Raw genomic sequence first — 15,667 nt, 5'->3', positions numbered from 1 at the left:
CTACCTCGATGATAACGCTATGCCTTCCATGTTGAGATAACAACTCTATCAACATCGAAGCATAGCGTTTTTCTATTTTTGGTTCTTTTTATCCGAGATAACCGAGTTAGATCTTGAAGTTACCGACTAATCCCCCCATATTTGCAACGTATCCACAAAACAAACCTCAAGGAACGTAAATGCAATCTCCGCATATTGTTGAACTTAATGAGCAGAACTTTCGTCAAGTATTAGAAGGTTCGATGCAGACCCCTGTACTCATCCATTTTTGGGCACCAATGAGCCAAGAGAGCGCCCAAGTCATTCCTGAACTTCAAACATTAACTCAGCAATACAACGGTGCTTTTACTTTGGCCCTACTGAATTGCGAGCAAGAACAAGCGATTGCTAGCCAGTTTGGTGTTCAAGCACTGCCTACGATTGCACTGTTTGTTAACGGTCAACCTGTCGATGGACTGGGTGGTCCTCAAAGCTTAGACGCGATTGTAGAGATGCTAAGCAATCACCTTCCTAGCCAAGATGAACTTGCTTTGCGTCAAGCTCTTGAGCAAATGCAAGCTGGCGAGCACACACAAGCACTAGCAGCAATGCAGCAACTCCCAGCAGAGCTGACGAATAAAGGTGAAGTAAAACTGGCGATCGCAGAGTGTTTGTTAGAAACGCAACAATTTGACCTTGCTGAATTCCAGCTAACAACCATCCCTCTTGAGTACCAAGACAACTACTACAAAGGCTTAGTTGCAAAGCTTGAACTTCATAAGCAAGCGGCCGATAGCCCAGAAATCCAAGCATTAGAAGCGGCGCTTCAGCAAAATCCAAGCGACGCTAAAACGGCATCTGAATTAGCATTGCAATATCACCAAGTGAACCGCAGTGAAGAAGCAATGGATCTATTGTGGTCTTTCCTAGCCAAAGATCTTAATGCTCTCGATGGTGACATGAAAAAAGAGTTCATGGACATCTTGAGTGCGCTTGGACAAGGTAACCCAGTTGCCAGTAAGTACCGTCGACAACTGTACTCTCTGCTTTACTAGTCAGGTTCTGTAACTGCTGAGTCTTAAGCCAGTTAGCTATCAAATCTAAATTCAGCGAATCTACCTATTAGGTTTTTGAATACAAAACTCATAATGGGCCATAAAATCAATGTTTTATGGCCCATTTCTCATTTATAAATTTGCCCCGCCTTTAAATATGCGCCAGTATGAGTAATAAACATTCAAAAACTTAAACTTGCAAAGGACTTTGTATGCCTATTGATACCCTGATTACTATTGGCGTCTTTACTGCCGTCGCACTACTGTTTATTTTCGCCGGAGTAAAAACGGTTCCGCAAGGCAATAACTGGACCGTAGAACGCTTTGGCCGTTATACACAAACCCTCAAACCAGGTCTAAACCTGATCATTCCATTTATCGATAAAATCGGACAACGCATCAGTATGATGGAGCGTGTTCTCGATATCCCGGCACAAGAAGTCATCTCCAAAGATAACGCGAATGTAGTTATTGATGCGGTGTGTTTTGTTCAAGTGATCGATGCACCTAAGGCGGCTTATGAAGTGAATGACCTTGAACATGCGATCCGTAACTTAACCCTCACCAATATCCGTACTGTACTAGGCTCGATGGAGCTGGATGAGATGCTTAGCCAGCGTGACATGATCAATACTAAGCTCCTAAATATCGTTGATGAAGCAACTAACCCGTGGGGCGTGAAGGTTACACGTATCGAAATCAAAGATGTACAGCCACCAGCAGACCTTACTGCTGCGATGAATGCTCAGATGAAAGCCGAGCGTAATAAACGTGCTGATATCCTAGAGGCCGAAGGTGTAAGACAAGCTGAGATATTAAAAGCAGAAGGCCATAAGCAATCAGAAATCCTGAAAGCAGAAGGTGAGAAGCAAGCAGCAATATTGCAAGCAGAAGCCCGTGAGCGTGCTGCAGAAGCAGAAGCTAAAGCAACAGAAATGGTATCAACGGCGATTGCTCAAGGTGACATGCAAGCGGTCAATTACTTTATTGCACAAGGTTACACCGACGCATTGAAATCTATAGGCCAAGCTGAAAACGGCAAGATCATCATGCTACCACTCGAAGCAACCGGCCTTATGGGTTCTGTCGCAGGTATCGCAGAGATGTTTGCACATAAGAATGACAAAGGTGGTAAGGACTAACTTATGGTCGAATTACTAGAACAAGTAAACCATTGGCATTGGTTAGCGTTTGGTCTCGCATTGTTAGCGCTTGAGCTAATTGGGACCGCTGGTTACTTTTTATGGATCGGCATATCAGCCATGTTGGTCGGTGCTCTATTAGGCGCGCTACCAATCGGTTGGCAGATGCAATGGCTGTCCTTTGCTAGCTTCTCCCTCATCACCACTTGGTTATGGTGGAGAAGACAACTATCTAGTGATAAGCAGTCAGATTCCAATAGAGAACTCAACCAAAGAGAAAAGCAGCTTGTAGGTCAAACCCTAATCCTTAGTGAAGACGTAAAGAAAGGTAGCTGTCGTATTAAGTTCGGTGACTCTTCTTGGTCAGCAAAGGCTAGTCAAGATATCCCATCTGGCACCGAAATTAGGATTGTCGCTTTAGACGGAATAGTTCTAATAATAGAGCCTTTATAAACAAGAGCTATATGAAGCCTGCATTTTCAATAAATGCAGGCTTTTTCTATTTTTGAACCTTAATAATATTAGAATTATCATTGCGATAGATTGAATTGAAAAAAAAATAAGTTCTTATTTCGTAAAGCTAAAAATTTTGATTAAGCTGAAAAGGTATAAGAAAGCCAGATTTCTTACCCAAGATATTTATGAATAATTAGCCTGGCTCTCGCTTAATTATAATTATTAAAAATGTTAAGTCCGTCAGATTTTTGAAATTTTCTTTTCCTTGTCCATACTTTCATTTATCTCAATCAGAGATAAACCTAATGGAGTTTGTATGAGACATTTTTTGATAATTCTAACGGCTATTTTCAGCTTATCATTCGGAAGCGCTCTAGCGAGCAGTCAGTCTCCAGGCAATGGAAACATGGGGCCTATCGTTAAGTGCTCAGATGGCAACGCAGTCACTCATGTACCAATTCTAATCTGCAAACATTACGGCGGAACAGTACTGTGATTGGTAATTAAAGTCAGGCTCGTAATACTATTTGCAGCCTGACTATTATTTACATTCGAAACTAACTGCGGCCAGCAAGGTTGTTTAAAATAGGACATTCCGTTGAAGCATCACCAGGGCAGTCATGAACCCAAGATTGCAGTTGAGCTTTCATCTTATTTAATTCAGCAAGCTTAAACTCTATTTCATCTAGCTTCTGCGTGGCTTTCTTTTTTACTTCGTAGCTTTGTCTGTTGGGGTTCATTGCCAGTTCAACAAGCGCTTTACACTCATCAAGGGTAAATCCAACCATTTTAGCTCTTAGTACAAACTCCAACTGTTCGATGTGAATCTCGCCGTATTGCCTATAGCCGTTTTCTGAACGATGTGGAGGACTCATCATGCCTTTACTTTCGTAAAAACGAATGGATTTCGCTGTTGTACCAACACGCTTCGCTACTTCACCAATATTCACAATCTTACCTGTAAGCCTAAAATGAAAAACCGCAGTACTGCTGTTATACAATACTGCGGTTGAAAAACATAGTTAGGGCGTAACGTTAAAGGCTTACTCTTGCTCTAACAACCAAATAATAGTTTGAGATTTTTCTTCACTATCTAGCTTGTTGAACCAGTATGAAACCATTTCGATCTCTTTTGAGCCTTCTAGTGGTGCTGGGTTCGCGTTCTTACGATTCTTGAATGCCCAATCTGTCACTGCAGCTTGCTCTTCTTTGGTTGCTTCACCATACCAGTAATTCACCATCTCTTGTGCTTGTGATGCTTTTGGCTCTTCAGCAACTACAGCCGCAACAGGCACCGCTACTGGAGCAACAGCGATAGCTGTATGATTATTTGCGCCATTATAGATTGTGTCGATATACGCTTTCGGCACAATGAAAGTTGTACTCATTACTGAGTTTTGTCCATCAAGTGTAAATTCTAAGTTCTTTTCTCTTGCTTGCTGAATGTCAGCTTCGCTCAATGGAAATTCAATATATTGAGTCTTTGTGCAGTGTTCGCTGCAGCTCTCTCTTGGAACCTGTCTCTCTTCAAGGTCTATCGTCTTTCCAAAAAAGCTTACGGTTTCGTATTCTTTATAGCTCTGGAAGTAACTCACATCCATGATAATTGAAGATTCTGGAGCCGAGTTCTGTGTTACTTCTTTGTTGTATGTAAAGTAAAGTGACGATTTCAGGATATCAGCACCGACGTTCGCTTTACTTTCCGCTACATAAGATTGTCCAGTCACTTGAATGTAACCACCTTTTGGCTGTACATCTGCAACTGAGTCTGCAAAATTACTTTGTGAATCGAGTGAACTACAAGCTCCCAAAAATAATGATAATACAACTACACTAACTTTATTCATTATGACTAATTCCTTATGTTCACTATGGAAAAACGCTGGCAAACAAAATTTACCAGCGTTTTGATTTTTATCTAACTGTTTAAGCTAAAGATTCTAGCTTAGAAACCGTACTCAAGACCAACGCGAGTTACGATATCTGTATCAGCGTCACCAACAGTACGACCCGCTACACGTAGGTAAGGTACGAAACCGTTATGAACAGCCATTAGCTGACCAGAAATAGTGTTGCTGTCTGAGTTAGCATCTTTAGAACCATTTGTTTCAGACTCAAGGTTAGCTGCGTAACCTAGTTTGAAACCGATTGGACCATTCCAGTATTGACCAATGATTGAGTAAGAATCTTGAGTCACTTTACGGATTCCGTTATCTAGCTCTTCGCCTTTATATGCTGCTGCGATACCGAAACCAGCTGGTAGGCTAGCTTCAAAACCTACGATGTATGCGAATGTATCGTCATCGTAACCAGCTACAGTATCAGTTAGGTAAATTTCACCTTTAGGCGTAGTTACGTTGCCGTTTGCATCTTTAATGTCTTCTTGAGCTACAACATACTCACCACCAGTCTCCGCTACTACACGAGTACCAGATTCAACCGCACCCATGAATGTTACTTTTTCGAAGCTGTACTTAGCACTTGCACCAACAAAGTTTGCATCACGAGTCGCTGCACCGCCACCGTTGTCGTTATCATCACGACCAACAGAAGCTGCAAAAGAGAAACCACCAAATTTAGCTGAATCGTAACGTACTTGGTTAGATTGACGATCGTAGTGACCGTTGATGCCGCCCCAATCGAATACAGAACCTAAACCAGGGTTAGAGAATGGCCAGTCGACGATTTCGTATAGTGGTGTAAGAACACGACCCACACGAAGGTTACCCCAAGAGCCAGAAGCACCAACGAACGTATCACGGAAACCTAGAACACCACCTGAAACGCCACCGTGAGACCAGTCTGTGCTATCTACGTAGCCAGATTCGATCTGCATTGTGATAGTAACGTCTTCAAACATATCTTTGTGAGCACGGAAGCCGATACGAGATTCGTTCTCTACTGCGTAACCAGAGCTAGAGTCATTGTTGTCAGTTGTGTTGTAGTTCACTAGAGAGATAGCTGCAACACCGTAAACGTCAACGTTGAAGTCAGAGTTGATACCAACTTCTTTCGCCATTACGCCTGTCGATAAAAGTGCAACAGATGCACCTAGTAGAGTACGTTTGAAAATTTTGTTTTCCATGGAATAAAACTCCTAAAAATGGATATAGCTGTTTGAATATTCCCCGCCTAAAGTTGGCCGCCGTAGAGAGAAATACCTTTTCTTGTTTGAGAACCCTAAACTCTGAATTCTCTATTTCCTTTCTGGTTATACACATCGTGTGCATCCATGGCATTAAGACTAACTTCGCCCTCAAAAAGATCAATGAGAACTTAATTTTCATCTAAAAAAATATGAGTTGGTGCAAATTTAGTAGGTACTTAGTGATCCAGATCGATAAATTGTAAAGCTCACAACCAAAAACAATAAAAACAATAAATATCAACCACTTGAATGTAGTTCGCTCTTATAAAAATAGAAGTGACTCGCATTTTTGATACAACTACAATGGTATTTCATTAATGTTGAGCAGCGTCACTGTCCTGATTTTAGAGTTCGTATAGGAACAAAATTCTCAACAATTAAAAAGCCCTCATTTTTATATCAGAAACAAAAAAGGCACTCCCTTGAAAGGAGTGCCTTTGAGCTTTTTTTATCTGTATTTACTTACGAAATAAGGGCTATTAGATCTTCTTCTGTTCTTATTTCGATACCTAAATCTTGTGCTTTAGTTAATTTAGAACCCGCAGCTTCACCGGCAAACAAGATGTCCGTTTTCTTCGATACGCTACCCGTCACTTTCGCACCTAATGCTTGTAACGCAGCTTTAGCTTCACTTCGACCTAATTGCGACAATGAGCCTGTTAACACAACGACTTTACCTTCTAATGGTAGCTCTTGGTCATCGGCAGCTTCTTCGATGATTGGCCAATTCACACCTAGCTCTATCAGCTGATCGACGACCGCTCTGTTTTTCTCTTGTGAGAAGAAACTGGTGATATGGCTAGCAACGATGTCACCAATATCTGACACTTCAACTAATTGTTCATGAGTAGCTGCTTGAACCAGTTCCAGCGTCTTAAAGTGTTGCGCTAAGTTCATCGCTGTCGCTTCACCCACTTCACGAATACCAAGTGAATAAAGGAAACGCGCTAGTGTCGTATCTTTAGCCTTGTTAAGTGCGCTCACTACATTCTGTGCCGATTTTGGCCCCATGCGGTCAAGAACCGTGATCACGCCCGCGCTGAGCTTAAACAGGTCAGCTGGCGTTTCTACCATTTCACGATCTACAAGCTGCTCTATCACCTTTACGCCAAGACCATCAACATCCAAAGCCTTTCTCGATACAAAGTGCTTAAGCGCTTCTTTACGCTGCGCCTGACATACCAAACCACCAGTACAACGCGCTACAGCTTCGCCCTCTACGCGCTCAACTGCAGAATTACATACAGGGCAGGCGTCCGGGAATACAATGTCTTTAGCCGTTTCAGGGCGACGATCTTGTACAACAGCCACAATTTGCGGAATAACATCACCTGCACGGCGAATAATAACGCTGTCGCCTACCTTGACACCCAAACGAGCAATCTCATCAGCGTTGTGTAGCGTTGCATTACTCACCGTCACACCACCCACAAAGATAGGTTCCAGTTTAGCCACAGGCGTAATAGCGCCGGTACGGCCTACCTGAAACTCAACGTCATTGAGCAGGGTAATCTCTTCTTGAGCCGGGAACTTATAAGCAATCGCCCAACGCGGTGCTCGTGCAACAAAGCCAAGCACTTCTTGAGCCGCAATGTCGTCGACTTTGATAACAACGCCATCAATCTCGTAAGCCAGAGCATCACGACGAGTCATAATATTTTGGTAATAGGCTTTCACGTCTTCAAGAGAGCTTAGTTGCTTAGTTTCAGGACACATAGGTAAGCCCCAACCTTTAAGCTGTAAAAAGCGTTGGTAGTGACTATTTGATAGCTCAGCGCCTTGTACAACACCGACACTGTATGCGTAGAAGGCCAGCGGACGTTTCGCTGTAATACGAGAATCAAGCTGACGCAGGCTACCTGCGGCGGCATTACGTGGGTTAACAAAGACTTTCTCGCCTTTCTTCAACGCCATCTCATTCAACTTATCGAAACCCGCTTTCGGCATAAACACTTCACCACGAACTTCTATACGCTCCGGCCAGCCTTCACCTTGCAACTTAAGTGGGATAGAGCTGATCGTACGCACGTTTTCAGTGATATTTTCACCCGTCGCACCGTCACCACGTGTAGCAGCCTGAACTAGGGTACCATTCACATAGAGCAAGCTAACGGCAAGGCCATCAAGCTTAGGTTCACAACAGAAAGTCTTGAGATTTTCGGTTGGCGCTCTATCAGACATTCGCTTATTGAACGCATCCAAATCTTCATCAGAGAAAGCATTGTCCAGAGAAAGCATTGGGATCTCATGAGTCACTTGAGTGAAGCCATCTAAAGGCTGACCGCCAACACGTTGGCTTGGCGAATCTACCGTCACAAGCTCTGGGTTCTCTTCTTCGATCTTTAGCAATTGCTGCATTAATCGATCGTACTCGACATCAGGGATCTCAGGGCTATCTTCTACGTAATAACGAACGGCGTGATAATGCAGAGTTTCTCTTAACTGCTCTAAGGTAACTTGAATCGATTCTTTCATATCATTCTCTGTCGTGATTGAAATATCAAAAAGGGCTCCCTTAGGAGCCCTTTTCTATAAATATAGATTATTTACAAGGCTAAACAATACGGCTAGGCATTCGATGCCGTCATAAAGTCTCTGATTTGCTTGCGGTAGTCAGATAAACGGTTTGGTGTCATTAAGTTACGTGACTCATCCAATACGTTTCCGCCCATATCGTCGGCAATTTTCTGCGCCGCACTCAACATCACATTGAAGTTTTGATCAGCTTGACCGTAACAAGGTAACGTCATAAAGAACGAAATACCTTTAGTCGTGAAGTCAGCAGGATCATCATGTTCTAGCGTTCCTGGCTGCATCATGTTTGCGACACTGAAGATAACTTTTGGCTCGTCACTAGATTGTGCAAAGCAGTGGTAGATAGACATCTCACCATAAGTTAAGCCGTTGTTCTCCATGCTACGGAAAAGTTCTGTACCCACAAATGGGATCTCTCCAGCACAGTGAACGTTAAGAACGATAACTTCTAAGCCAAGTTCTTCATCTGGTTTTGCATCTTCAACAGATGCACTTTGCGGAGTAACGACTTCTTTCGCAACAACTGGCTCTCTTTGAATGAACGTTTCATTTGGAACGAGTGGCTCATCAACCGCCTCAGAAGATTCTTCAAACGAACCGTACTGCTCTTTAAAGCCTGCATGGTTTTCTTTTTGCTCGTCAGTCAACTCAAAGCTTGGAACTTCAGGCTCAACAACCTTCTCTTCCTCAATCACTTCAGGTTCACTTTCAACCTTAATTGGGTCTTCTACACTGAAAGAAGGAAGATCATTCAATTCGATTTCGTCTTCGTGAGCTTCTTTCATTACTGGCGCTGTTAGTGGATCAGAGTCAATCAGCGGATCAGTCGCCGATGGTGAAACAGCAAAATCCGGCTCTTTACGCTCTTTTCGGATTATCTCAAAATCATCTTCTGGGGCGAATGAACGGTTTGGGATTGTTTCTGCTTGATCTAAGCTGTCGTTATCAAGCTTACCAAGCGGCTTATCTCCAAACTTTGCTTTCCCTTCTTTTTTACTCGTCCATAGACCATGGAACAATAATGCGGCGATAGCTAATGCGCCAACAATAATGAGTACAAATCGCAATTCCTGCATTTTTCGCTCTCAGCTTTCTTAGTCAACTAGCTATAAACACGCTGTCACTAAGTTGGGTTAATTTGGCTAATCTCACTACTCTATCAAAAGTAGCCACTGTTTTAGAACAACTTAATACAATTAGTTCCTTACATGGTGTGATTTTCACCACGCTTTTTTTCTTAATTTCGGTCGAGTACACTAGACATGTTTGCTATTTAATCAAATTCACATGTGACCCAATTTAAATATGACTATTGAATCTGTTCCCCGCTCCGGCTTTGGCTATTTTATTTTCGGAATAAAAATCGCCTTGTCGCCGAGCATTCGTAAGTTTGTACTCATGCCACTTATCGCGAACGTGTTACTCGTTGGTGGTGCTTTGTTTTATATCTTCTCGAATCTAAACACTTGGATTGAGGGTTGGATTGGTGCATTACCAAGCTTCTTATCGTGGTTGTCATACATTTTATGGCCATTACTTGTGTTAACCGTATTGGCCACTTTCTCGTATTTCTTTAGCACCCTCGCGAACTTCATTGCCGCGCCTTTCAATGGATTGCTCGCTGAAAAGGTAGAAGAGCTACTCAGTGGCAAAAAAGTCAATGACGATGGTTTACTGGATGTACTCAAAGATACACCACGTATTTTAGCGAGAGAATGGCGCAAGCTTGTCTACGTTCTGCCAAAAGCGATAGGTTTATTCCTACTTTTGTTAATTCCAGCACTAGGGCAAACCGTTGCACCGTTTTTATGGTTCATTTTCACAGCATGGATGTTAGCGATTCAATACGCCGACTACCCATTCGATAACCATAAAATCAAGTTTGATGACATGAGAAACAGTTTGAAACAAAAACAAGGTAAGAGCTACAGCTTCGGCGCACTTGTTTCTGTTTTCACTACCATTCCTATTCTAAACCTGATCGTGATGCCCGTTGCCGTTTGCGGCGCGACGGCAATGTGGGTTGCTGAGTTTAAAGACCAAGCTCTGCGCTCTCGCTAGTCTTCTCTTCTATATTCGCCTATCTTTTTGAGGTTCTGATTTCAACAAAGATAGGCGTGAATTCTGCTACATATCTATATGATATAACTTTTTAATCCTTTTACCTTTTTTTCAACTTGTTTAATCTAAATTCAAGCTGAACAAACATCGAAAGACACTAGACGGTAAAGTGATTGATATACTACGTTTAGTTCTGTCATTAAATGAAGGAATATCGCATGAGCAAGATCTACGAAGACAACACCCTAACGATTGGTAATACACCTCTAGTCCGCCTAAACAAAGTAAGCAAAGGTAACGTCCTAGCTAAGATCGAAGCTCGTAACCCAAGCTTCAGTGTTAAGTGTCGTATCGGTTCGAACATGATCTGGGAAGCAGAGAAAGCAGGTACCCTTAAGCCAGGCATCGAGCTTGTTGAACCAACCAGTGGTAATACAGGTGTTGCACTCGCATTCGTAGCTGCAGCGCGTGGTTACAAGCTAACGCTAACGATGCCTGAGTCAATGAGCCTAGAACGTCGTAAGCTGCTTAAAGCGCTTGGCGCAAACCTAGTGCTAACTGAAGCACCAAAAGGCATGAACGGCGCGATTGCTAAAGCAGAAGAGATTGTTGCTTCAGATCCAAGTAAATACCTACTACTACAACAATTCAATAACCCAGCAAACCCACAGATTCACGAGCAGACGACTGGACCTGAAATTTGGGAAGCAACAGACGGCGAAATCGACGTGTTTGTAGCGGGTGTTGGTACGGGCGGTACTATCACTGGTACAAGTCGTTACATTAAAGGTGAAAAAGGCAAAGCTATTACTTCAGTAGCAGTTGAACCGGCTGAGTCTCCAGTAATTGCACAAGCGCTTGCAGGCGAAGAAATCAAGCCAGCTCCACACAAAATTCAAGGTATAGGTGCAGGTTTCATCCCTGGAAACCTAGATTTAGAGATTATTGACCGTGTTGAATCGGTAACTTCTGAAGAAGCGATTGAGATGGCTCAACGCCTAATGAAAGAAGAAGGTATTCTTGCAGGCATCTCATCTGGCGCGGCAGTTGTAGCAGCGAACAGAATCGCAGAACTACCTGAATTTGCAGGAAAAACTATCGTTACCGTACTACCAAGCTCTGGTGAGCGTTACCTAAGTACAGCCCTATTTGCTGGCATCTTTACGGAAAAAGAGAACCAACAATAATATGTGGTCAAATCAATTTTTCGTCCAAAAAAGCCCCGTTTAGGGGCTTTTTTGTTGATCCCTGCCCCACCTTTGGTAATATCGGGTCTGTTTTATTTTTCGCTTCAAAATAAAAGAAGCAATAAACAAATTCTGAAAGTCATGAGTACTCAGTAAAAGACGACCATGGCTGGATAAAAATTTATAACCAGTCTAAGTTCTAACACGAACATGGCGTACTAGCCTCTAGCGCATTTGGGCTAAAGCAGTTAAGCTAATCTGGTTACAAACTTACAAAAAATAAATTAATTGGGGTATATAAAATGTACGAGAAGCAAGTAGAAATCACAGCAGAAAACGGTCTTCACACTCGTCCAGCTGCACAGTTCGTTAAAGAAGCAAAATCTTTCGACGCTGACATCACAGTGACTTCTAACGGCAAAAGCGCTAGCGCGAAAAGCCTGTTCAAACTACAAACTTTAGGCCTAGTAAAAGGTACTAACGTTACTATTTCAGCTGAAGGTCCTCAAGCTCAGCAAGCAGTTGACCACCTAGTTGCTCTTATGGATCAACTACACTAATACGGTCTCCTTCTTTCAAAGCCATTTTGCATAGCAAAGTGGCTTTGTTCGAAATAGATAGGAATAAGCGCGACATTAGTCGACGACTTAAAGTCACACACTCTCCCGTTTACAGTTGAACAACTAAGGTAAGGCTATGATTTCAGGCATCCTAGCATCTCCTGGTATTGCTTTCGGTAAAGCACTACTACTTCAAGAAGATGAAATTGTCCTAAACACTCAATCTATCTCTGACGACCAAGTTGAAGCAGAAGTACAGCGTTTCTTTGACGCTCGTAACAAATCTTCTCAGCAACTTGAAGTTGTTAAGCAAAAAGCACTTGAAACTTTTGGCGAAGAAAAAGAAGCAATCTTTGAAGGCCACATCATGCTGCTTGAAGATGAAGAGCTAGAAGAAGAGATTTTAGCACTCATCAAGAAAGACAAAATGCACGCAGACAACGCGATCCACACTGTGATCGAAGAGCAAGCTGTTGCACTAGAGTCTCTTGATGATGAGTACCTAAAAGAACGTGCAACTGATATCCGTGATATCGGTACTCGTTTCGTTAAAAATGCTCTAGGCATCAACATTGTATCTCTAGCAGATATCAATGAAGAAGTTATCCTAGTAGCTTACGACCTAACGCCATCTGAAACAGCACAAATCAACCTAGACTACGTTCTTGGTTTCGCTTGTGACATCGGCGGTCGTACATCTCATACTTCAATCATGGCACGTTCTCTAGAGCTTCCAGCTATCGTTGGTACTAACGATATCACTAAGCAAGTTAAGAACGGTGACATGCTTGTGCTAGACGCGATGAACAACAAGATCATCATCAACCCTTCAGATGCTGAATTAGCAGAAGCTAAAAAAATCAAAGAAGATTTCGAAGCAGAAGCGGTTGAACTAGCAAAACTAAAAGATTTACATGCTGAAACTCTAGACGGTCACCGTGTAGAAGTTTGCGGCAACATCGGTACAGTAAAAGACTGTGACGGTATCCTGCGTAACGGCGGTGAAGGCGTTGGTCTGTACCGTACTGAATTCCTATTTATGGACCGTGACGCGCTTCCTACTGAAGAAGAGCAATACGTTGCTTACAAAGAAGTAGCAGAAGCAATGGAAGGCGAGTCAGTGATTATCCGTACTATGGATATCGGTGGCGATAAAGACCTACCATACATGGACCTTCCACAAGAGATGAACCCTTTCCTAGGCTGGCGTGCAGTACGTATCAGCTTGGATCGTCGTGAAATCCTACGTGACCAACTACGTGGCATCCTACGTGCATCTGCACACGGTAAACTACGTATCATGTTCCCAATGATCATTTCTGTTGAAGAGATCCGTGAACTGAAAAAAGCAATCGAAGAGTACAAAGTTGAACTTCGCGCTGAAGGCCTAGCTTTCGATGAAGAAATCGAAATCGGCGTAATGGTTGAGACTCCAGCAGCAGCTGCAATCGCACACCACCTAGCGAAAGAAGTATCTTTCTTCTCTATCGGTACTAACGACCTAACGCAATACACTCTTGCGGTAGACCGTGGTAACGAAATGATTTCTCACCTATACAACCCACTATCTCCTGCTGTTCTTACAGTAATCAAGCAAGTGATCGACGCATCACACGCTGAAGGTAAGTGGACTGGTATGTGTGGTGAGCTTGCTGGTGATGAACGTGCAACGCTACTTCTTCTTGGTATGGGTCTAGATGAGTTCTCTATGAGCGGCATCTCTATCCCTAAAGTTAAGAAAGTAATCCGTAACTCTAACTTCGCTGAAGTTAAAGCTATGGCTGACGAAGCACTATCTCTACCTACAGCTGCAGAAATTGAAGCTTGCGTAGAAAAATTCATCGCTGAGAAAACTCAGTAATCGCCAAATGCTTAATAAAGTTAGACGGCTAAAAATAGTCGTCTAATTTGTTAGATTGGTATAGTATATTCTACAGAATAAAACTAAACGTTAGGAGCATGACACAATGGGTCTGTTTGACAAACTGAAAAAGCTTGTATCTGATGACAGCGCTGATGCTGGTGCAATCGAAATCATCGCACCTCTTTCTGGTGAAATCGTAAACATCGAAGACGTGCCAGATGTAGTTTTCGCTGAAAAAATCGTTGGTGACGGCATCGCTATCAAACCAGCTGGCGACAAAATGGTAGCTCCAGTTAACGGTACTATCGGTAAGATCTTCGAAACTAACCACGCATTCTCTATCGAGTCTGACGACGGTGTTGAGCTTTTCGTTCACTTCGGTATCGATACTGTTGAACTTAAAGGCGAAGGCTTCACTCGCGTAGCTGAAGAAGGTCAATCTGTTAAAGCTGGTGACACTATCATCACTTTTGACCTAGCGCTTCTAGAAGAGAAAGCGAAATCTACGCTTACTCCAGTTGTTATCTCTAACATGGACGAAATCAAGGAGCTGAACAAGCTTTCTGGTTCTGTAACTGTTGGCGAAACTCCAGTTCTTAAAGTAACTAAGTAATCTCGATTACTTATCTGCTTTAATTAAAACGCTACCTAAGGGTGGCGTTTTTTGTGCCTGTTATATGGCTCGAGTTCCTCAAACAACAGTTCTGATTACTACTCCTCACCTCGCTGTAAACAATCCCTCAATAAACCACAGTAATACCCAATTCTAAATTAACCCTACTTTGTTATTGAACCACACAAAACGCCACCCTTGGCGCAGGTCCCACACGTTAGATCACGCAGTATGTCTTTCGACCACAACAAGAACCCTAACATCTGACTTACTTCTCGCTCAAAAGCAGATTCCTGATACCTCGTTCTACTCTGTTCTGGAATGACGAAAGACTGCTTCGATGGAGTAAGCGAGGAAATCATCATTTCCCAATTCCCGTCATTCCCTACAGTGAGGAACGAAAGTGATAGGGAATCTCGTTTTTTCTCCCGCTTACCAACATTGAACTTTTCCAAATACACCTTCGCCAAATCGCAGGCAATAAAAAACCCAGCCGAAGCTGGGTCTGTTTAGCGCTCATCTCTCACCACGAGCTAATTTGTGGAAGCCTAACGTTAACGCGCTTATGATCAACCATGCTTATAGTCAACGTGGCTTTTCAATCGATTAACCTAGTAGGCTAAGTGCCGAGTTCGGAGCTTGCTTCGCTTGAGCAAGGATCGAGCTTGAAGCTTGAGAAAGGATCTGAGACTTAGTCATCTGAGTCGTTTCTTTCGCGAAATCGGTATCTTTAATACGGCTCTTAGATGCGTTAACGTTCTCGTTAATGTTGTCTAAGTTGCTGATAGCATGGTCGAAACGGTTTTGGAAAGCACCTAGCTCAGCACGGTGGCTGTCTACATACTTAAGTGCCGCATCGATAACGGCTACAGACTCTTGTGCGCCACCAACTGATGTTACGTCGATAGTATCAACCGTTACGTCTTTGCCAGGTTGCATACCTAGTTCGCCAGCAAGGCTGCCAGAGAATGCCACTTCGCCTTCAACTTTGTTGTTACCAGTAAACATTTGTAGCTTACCATCTTCAGTTACAGACGCTTTCACAGAGTCTTGTTGACCGTTGATGT

Annotated in this window: 15 protein-coding genes; 9 read left to right on the top strand and 6 right to left on the bottom strand. The window is 42.9% G+C overall.

The window, feature by feature from the left end; translation table 11 throughout:
• Positions 1 to 179: 179 nt before the first annotated feature.
• The 4 genes from ATB74_RS19805 to ATB74_RS24315 all read left to right on the top strand — a co-directional run bounded on the left by ATB74_RS19805 (position 180) and on the right by ATB74_RS24315 (position 3,128).
• Positions 180 to 1,034 (top strand): co-chaperone YbbN, encoded by an 855-nt coding sequence (locus tag ATB74_RS19805; RefSeq protein ID WP_061019524.1) that lies wholly within the window; start codon positions 180 to 182, stop codon positions 1,032 to 1,034.
• 212 nt (positions 1,035 to 1,246) lie between these two features.
• A complete protein-coding gene (locus ATB74_RS19800) occupies positions 1,247 to 2,176 on the top strand; it encodes an SPFH domain-containing protein (protein WP_060982191.1) in 930 nt (309 codons plus the stop codon).
• Between the two features lie 3 nt (positions 2,177 to 2,179).
• Positions 2,180 to 2,629 (top strand): NfeD family protein, encoded by a 450-nt coding sequence (locus tag ATB74_RS19795; RefSeq protein ID WP_061019523.1) that lies wholly within the window; start codon positions 2,180 to 2,182, stop codon positions 2,627 to 2,629.
• A 319-nt stretch (positions 2,630 to 2,948) separates the two neighbouring features.
• Complete coding sequence (locus tag ATB74_RS24315) at positions 2,949 to 3,128, top strand: hypothetical protein (RefSeq protein ID WP_081090150.1); 180 nt, start codon at positions 2,949 to 2,951, stop codon at positions 3,126 to 3,128.
• A gap of 61 nt (positions 3,129 to 3,189) precedes the next feature.
• On the opposite strand, the gene cueR is transcribed toward ATB74_RS24315, so the two are convergent.
• The 5 genes from cueR to zipA all read right to left on the bottom strand — a co-directional run bounded on the left by cueR (position 3,190) and on the right by zipA (position 9,391).
• Positions 3,190 to 3,582: a Cu(I)-responsive transcriptional regulator gene (gene cueR, locus ATB74_RS19790; protein ID WP_061019522.1), complete on the bottom strand. Its 393-nt coding sequence runs from the start codon at positions 3,580 to 3,582 to the stop codon at positions 3,190 to 3,192.
• A 93-nt stretch (positions 3,583 to 3,675) separates the two neighbouring features.
• Positions 3,676 to 4,479 (bottom strand): DUF2057 family protein, encoded by an 804-nt coding sequence (locus tag ATB74_RS19785; protein ID WP_048660874.1) that lies wholly within the window; start codon positions 4,477 to 4,479, stop codon positions 3,676 to 3,678.
• 98 nt (positions 4,480 to 4,577) lie between these two features.
• Positions 4,578 to 5,717 carry a porin gene (locus tag ATB74_RS19780; protein ID WP_048660875.1) on the bottom strand — a complete coding sequence of 380 codons (1,140 nt, stop codon included), beginning with the start codon at positions 5,715 to 5,717 and terminating at the stop codon, positions 4,578 to 4,580.
• Positions 5,718 to 6,242: 525 nt separating this feature from the next.
• Positions 6,243 to 8,255: an NAD-dependent DNA ligase LigA gene (gene ligA, locus ATB74_RS19775; RefSeq protein WP_061019521.1), complete on the bottom strand. Its 2,013-nt coding sequence runs from the start codon at positions 8,253 to 8,255 to the stop codon at positions 6,243 to 6,245.
• A gap of 92 nt (positions 8,256 to 8,347) precedes the next feature.
• Positions 8,348 to 9,391, bottom strand: a complete 1,044-nt coding sequence (gene zipA, locus ATB74_RS19770; RefSeq protein WP_061019520.1) for a cell division protein ZipA — start codon at positions 9,389 to 9,391, stop codon at positions 8,348 to 8,350.
• 229 nt (positions 9,392 to 9,620) lie between these two features.
• Here zipA and cysZ point away from each other — a divergent pair, with 229 nt between their 5' ends.
• From cysZ to crr, 5 genes are all read left to right on the top strand, one after another.
• The gene (gene cysZ, locus ATB74_RS19765) at positions 9,621 to 10,376 is read left to right on the top strand and encodes a sulfate transporter CysZ (RefSeq protein ID WP_060982184.1); all 756 of its coding nucleotides are present in this window, start codon (positions 9,621 to 9,623) and stop codon (positions 10,374 to 10,376) included.
• 218 nt (positions 10,377 to 10,594) lie between these two features.
• Positions 10,595 to 11,563: a cysteine synthase A gene (gene cysK, locus ATB74_RS19760; RefSeq protein ID WP_060982183.1), complete on the top strand. Its 969-nt coding sequence runs from the start codon at positions 10,595 to 10,597 to the stop codon at positions 11,561 to 11,563.
• 302 nt (positions 11,564 to 11,865) lie between these two features.
• The gene (locus ATB74_RS19755) at positions 11,866 to 12,123 is read left to right on the top strand and encodes an HPr family phosphocarrier protein (RefSeq protein WP_004734263.1); all 258 of its coding nucleotides are present in this window, start codon (positions 11,866 to 11,868) and stop codon (positions 12,121 to 12,123) included.
• A 136-nt stretch (positions 12,124 to 12,259) separates the two neighbouring features.
• Positions 12,260 to 13,984 carry a phosphoenolpyruvate-protein phosphotransferase PtsI gene (ptsI, locus tag ATB74_RS19750; RefSeq protein WP_017061935.1) on the top strand — a complete coding sequence of 575 codons (1,725 nt, stop codon included), beginning with the start codon at positions 12,260 to 12,262 and terminating at the stop codon, positions 13,982 to 13,984.
• A gap of 106 nt (positions 13,985 to 14,090) precedes the next feature.
• Positions 14,091 to 14,600, top strand: a complete 510-nt coding sequence (crr, locus tag ATB74_RS19745; RefSeq protein ID WP_004737851.1) for a PTS glucose transporter subunit IIA — start codon at positions 14,091 to 14,093, stop codon at positions 14,598 to 14,600.
• A gap of 606 nt (positions 14,601 to 15,206) precedes the next feature.
• Here the strand turns inward: crr and ATB74_RS19735 are convergent.
• Positions 15,207 to 15,667, bottom strand: a 461-nt coding sequence (locus ATB74_RS19735) for a flagellin (RefSeq protein ID WP_279626309.1), incomplete at its 5' end; no start/stop codon positions are given.

It is taken from the genome of Vibrio splendidus, assembly GCF_001557875.1.
In the GTDB taxonomy this organism is placed as follows: Bacteria; Pseudomonadota; Gammaproteobacteria; order Enterobacterales; family Vibrionaceae; genus Vibrio; species Vibrio splendidus_F.
The sequence above is the reverse complement of the archived record's forward strand: the minus strand, read 5'-3'. Positions and strand labels throughout refer to the sequence as shown.

Bases quoted from the DNA above. Each gene is read 5' to 3' on its own strand.
- ATB74_RS19805 (WP_061019524.1), top strand. From the start codon at position 180: ATGCAATCTCCGCATATTGTTGAACTTAATGAGCAGAACTTTCGTCAA.
- ATB74_RS19800 (WP_060982191.1), top strand. From the start codon at position 1,247: ATGCCTATTGATACCCTGATTACTATTGGCGTCTTTACTGCCGTCGCA.
- ATB74_RS19795 (WP_061019523.1), top strand. From the start codon at position 2,180: ATGGTCGAATTACTAGAACAAGTAAACCATTGGCATTGGTTAGCGTTT.
- ATB74_RS24315 (WP_081090150.1), top strand. From the start codon at position 2,949: ATGAGACATTTTTTGATAATTCTAACGGCTATTTTCAGCTTATCATTC.
- ATB74_RS19785 (WP_048660874.1), bottom strand. From the start codon at position 4,479: ATGAATAAAGTTAGTGTAGTTGTATTATCATTATTTTTGGGAGCTTGT.
- ATB74_RS19780 (WP_048660875.1), bottom strand. From the start codon at position 5,717: ATGGAAAACAAAATTTTCAAACGTACTCTACTAGGTGCATCTGTTGCA.
- ligA (WP_061019521.1), bottom strand. From the start codon at position 8,255: ATGAAAGAATCGATTCAAGTTACCTTAGAGCAGTTAAGAGAAACTCTG.
- zipA (WP_061019520.1), bottom strand. From the start codon at position 9,391: ATGCAGGAATTGCGATTTGTACTCATTATTGTTGGCGCATTAGCTATC.
- cysZ (WP_060982184.1), top strand. From the start codon at position 9,621: ATGACTATTGAATCTGTTCCCCGCTCCGGCTTTGGCTATTTTATTTTC.
- cysK (WP_060982183.1), top strand. From the start codon at position 10,595: ATGAGCAAGATCTACGAAGACAACACCCTAACGATTGGTAATACACCT.
- ATB74_RS19755 (WP_004734263.1), top strand. From the start codon at position 11,866: ATGTACGAGAAGCAAGTAGAAATCACAGCAGAAAACGGTCTTCACACT.
- ptsI (WP_017061935.1), top strand. From the start codon at position 12,260: ATGATTTCAGGCATCCTAGCATCTCCTGGTATTGCTTTCGGTAAAGCA.
- crr (WP_004737851.1), top strand. From the start codon at position 14,091: ATGGGTCTGTTTGACAAACTGAAAAAGCTTGTATCTGATGACAGCGCT.